Annotated in this window: 3 protein-coding genes and 1 pseudogene; 3 read left to right on the top strand and 1 reads right to left on the bottom strand. The window is 73.3% G+C overall.

The genetic code is table 11. The features are described 5' to 3' along the window. The 3 genes and pseudogenes from MXD58_RS22240 to MXD58_RS22230 all read left to right on the top strand — a co-directional run. Positions 1–638 (top strand): annotated as a pseudogene (locus tag MXD58_RS22240) (serine/threonine-protein kinase); the annotation flags it as partial. Then, entirely contained in the window at positions 635–2,701 is a 2,067-nt protein-coding gene (pknB, locus tag MXD58_RS22235; RefSeq protein WP_308302021.1) for a Stk1 family PASTA domain-containing Ser/Thr kinase, read from the top strand. The pseudogene MXD58_RS22240 and the gene pknB, both read left to right, overlap by 4 nt. A 27-nt stretch (positions 2,702–2,728) precedes the next feature. Continuing rightward, entirely contained in the window at positions 2,729–3,379 is a 651-nt protein-coding gene (locus tag MXD58_RS22230) for an aminodeoxychorismate/anthranilate synthase component II (protein ID WP_248838466.1), read from the top strand. 76 nt (positions 3,380–3,455) lie between these two features. On the opposite strand, the gene MXD58_RS22225 is transcribed toward MXD58_RS22230, so the two are convergent. After that, a partial coding sequence (locus MXD58_RS22225; RefSeq protein WP_250609851.1) for a DUF881 domain-containing protein occupies positions 3,456–3,980 on the bottom strand: 525 nt, incomplete at its 5' end.

Below are 3,980 nucleotides of genomic sequence, written 5' to 3'. Positions count from 1 at the left end.
GCCCCGGATCCCGCACCCGGCCGCCGTCCTGGCTGCCGCCGGCCCAGAACCCGCCGCCGGGCCGGACCAGTGGACCCGGGCGCGCGGGTGCCGGTCCGGACCAGACCCAGATGTCCCCCGGCGGCGCCGAGCTGCCCGCGACCGCGATGCACAACGCGCAGTTCGACGGCAGCGGCGGCTACCCGGACACCGGCTACCGCGAGGACAAGACCGGCTACGGACCGGGGCGGGGCTACGGCCAGGACGCCGGCTACGGCGAGACGGCCTACCGGGGCGGCGACGACGCGCGCGACCCCGGTACTCTCTACCAGCCCGGCGCGCAGGCATGGTCCCGTTCGTCGGGCGGTGGCGCGGCCGACGGGGCCTGGTCAGGCCGGGCCGCTGCCAGGCGCCGGCCCGAAGGCTCGCCGCGGCTGTCCCTCCCGCTGCCGGTCCTGCTCATCTTGTTGATCCTTACGGTCGCCATCACCGCTTTCGTGACCAATCGCCTCTTCTCAAGTAGCGGATCCGAGTCGAACTCGGCGGCCAGTCCACCAGGTGTGGTGTACGCCGTCCCGTTCGGTGCTGGAATCGTCCACGACAGTGCAGGGTCGGCGGTCCCCGACGCGGGAGGGGCGACGGCAGGGGAGTTCTCGTGACCGACGCGACGGAGATGTACACCCCGGACGCGGCTCCGCAGCTCATCGGCGGCCGCTACGAGCTGGGTGGCGGCATCGGCTATGGCGGCATGGCCGAGGTCTACAAGGGCCGCGACATCCGGCTCGGCCGCGAGGTCGCGGTCAAGACCCTGCGGGCGGACCTCGCCCGCGACCCGACCTTCCTGGCCCGGTTCCGGCGCGAGGCCCAGTCGTCCGCCTCGCTGAACCATCCAGCGATCGTCTCGGTGTACGACACCGGCGAGGACGTCATCAACGGGACGCACATCCCGTACATCGTGATGGAGTTCATCGAGGGCCGGACCCTGCGCGACGCCCTGCAGGCGGAGGGCCGGTTCACCGAGCGACGCGCCATGGAGATCACCTCCGACGTCTGCGCGGCGCTGGACTACAGCCACCGGATGGGCATCATCCACCGGGACATCAAGCCGGCCAACGTCATGCTGAGCCCGGACGGCTCGGTCAAGGTGATGGACTTCGGCATCGCCCGCGCCACCACCGCCACGTCCTCGACGATGACGGCGACCGCAGCCGTGATCGGCACCGCCCAGTACCTGTCCCCCGAGCAGGCCCGGGGGGCGCGCGTCGATGCCCGCAGCGACGTCTACACCACCGGCGTGCTGCTCTACGAGCTGCTCACCGGCTCCCCGCCGTTCCGCGGCGACAACCCGGTCGCGGTCGCCTACCAGCATGTCCGGGAGGACCCCGACCCGCCGTCGGCTCACGACCGGGATATTTCCCCCGAGGCCGACGCGATCGTCCTCAAGGCCATGGAGAAGGACGCGGACGATCGCTACCTCACCGCGGGTGAGATGCGCGACGATCTGGAGCGGGCGCTGGCCGGGCGGCGCGTGCAGGCGATGATGGGAGGCGGTGGCGCCAACGGTGCCGCCACCACCCTCGGCCCCGCGGCCGCCACCGGCACGGCCGTGCTCGGCCGCGGTGACCGCGCCGGCTATCCCACCCGGGACCGCTACCCCGACGGCCCATATGACGACGCGACGGCCCTGCGCGGCGGCGAGCCGTACGACGACGGCCGTTTCGGCACCGGCCCGTTCGACCGCTACGACGTCACCGGCGCGATCGACCGCAACGCGCTGCCCGCGCCGGAACGCACGCAGACCTGGAAGTACATCCTTGCCGGCCTGGGCATCGTCGTCGTGTTCGTCGCGGTCGTGCTGCTCGCGACCACCTTCCTGAGCAACGGCGGGAACAACAACACCGCCAGCGGGTTCACCGTGCCCAAGGGCCTGGTCGGCCAGAGCCAGGAGGTGGCGCAGGCGCGGCTGCAGAGCGCCGGCTACACCGGCAAGCCGACCATCGTCGCGGTCGACGCGCCGGACCAGGCGGGCCGCGTCACCAAGGTCGACCCGGGCGAGGGCAGCAAGGTCGCCGCCGACGGGATGATCACCCTGTCGGTTGGCAAGGCCGCCGGCGACGTCACCATCCCCCAGGACATCGTCGGGAAGTCGCAGTCCGAGGCCGAACAGCAACTGCGCGCCCTCGGGCTGACCCCGACCTCGACGCAGTTCTACAACGCGACCAGCCACGGCGTCGGCACGGTCGACAGCACTGACCCGCAGGCCGGCAGCGCCGTGAAGCCCAATGCCACGGTGACTCTGAACGTGGTCAGCGCGATGGTCAACGTCCCGAGCGTCACCAACCGCACCGTCGACAGCGCGGTCGCCGAACTCGGCCGGTGGGGCCTACAGGCCGCCCAGCAGTCCGTGGCGAACAACAACGTGGCGCCCGGGACCGTCGTCGATCAGTCGCCTTCCGGCGGCAACGTCCGGCGCGGGTCGACCGTCACGCTCTCGGTCGCCGCCCAGCTCCAGACCACCGCGCCGCCGAGCCCCACCCCGACCCAGACCCCCGACCAGGAGCCGACCCAGCCGCCGGAGAACACGCCGACCCCCTCGGCGTCGGTCAACCCGAGCCCGACGACGTCCGCCTCGACGGGCCCGCTCGGCCTGGGCGGCAGCAGGCGTCCCATCACCGGGACTGGCGGTGGCGGTGGTGGCGGTGGTGGCGGGCAGGGCACCTAGGAAGTCCGAGCCGGGAAGGAGGACCTGATGCGGATCCTGGTCGTCGACAACTACGACTCGTTCGTGTTCAACCTGGTGCAGTACCTGGGCCAGTTGGAGACCGCGTGCGTCGTCCGGCGCAACGACGAGGTCACGCCGGACGAACTGGCCGGCCTCGGCGTGGACGGCGTCCTGCTCTCCCCCGGACCGGGCACGCCGGAGGCCGCCGGCGTGAGCATCCCGATGGTGCGGGCCTGCGCCGGGCGCCGACTGCCGCTGCTCGGCGTGTGCCTCGGACATCAGGCGATCGGGGTCGCCTTCGGCGCGACGGTCGACCGGGCCCCGGAACTGCTGCACGGCAAGACCTCGCAGGTCCGCCACGACAAGGTCGGCGTGCTCGCCGACCTGCCGTCGCCGTTCGTCGCGACCCGCTACCACTCGCTCGCCGTGGAGGAACGGACCCTCCCGCCGGAGATCGAGGTCACGGGCCGCACCGACAGCGGGGTGGTGATGGCGCTGCGCCACCGCGAGCTGCCGCTCGAGGGTGTGCAGTTCCATCCCGAATCGGTGCTGACGCAGGGCGGCCATCTGATCCTCGCCCGCTGGCTGGAGCAGTGCGGCGACGGTGGTGCCGCCAGCCGGCTCGCGCCCGAGCTGTCCGCCGAGGTCGAGACGCTGCGGGCAGCGGCCTTCGCCTGAGTCCCGCCCCGCCCCGCCCGCCGCGGTGCGGCGTCGCGTGGTGTGGCCGTGGCGCGGCGCGGAGCCGGTGCCGGATTCAGCCGCCGGGGGCGGAGGACAGGGTCAGCGGGCCGTCGTAGGCGGGCAGGCGGGCGTCCGCGGTCTCGGTGATCCGGTAGCCCAGCCCGTACGCGGCCACGTACTGCTGGTAGATCCGCACCTGGGGGTCGTCGCCGAGGCGGGCTCGCAGGGCTGCGGCCCCGCCGATCGCGGTGATCCGGAACGGCGGGGAGAACACCTCGCCGCGCAGAAGCAGCGTGTTGCCGACGCAGCGCACCGCGGTCTGCGCGGTGACCCGCCGATCCATGATCGTCATTGCCTCGGCGCCGCCGGCCCACAGGGCGTTCACGACGGCCTGGACGTCCTGCTGGTGCACGACGAGATCATCCGGGCCCGGTGCCCGCACACCGGGCGGGAAGGGCCCCCGCCGTCTGGCCGGCGGCGCGTCGTCCAGCTCCACGGTCACGGCGGGCCCGTGCACCGCAGCGCGGCCGGTCGGCCCGGCCAGCTCCCGGACCAGCCCGCCGGCGGCCACCTCCGCCGCCCCGGCCCGACCCGGACC

It is taken from the genome of Frankia sp. AgKG'84/4 (assembly GCF_023242965.2).
Lineage (GTDB): Bacteria > Actinomycetota > Actinomycetes > Frankiales > Frankiaceae > Frankia.
The sequence above is the reverse complement of the archived record's forward strand: the minus strand, read 5'-3'. Positions and strand labels throughout refer to the sequence as shown.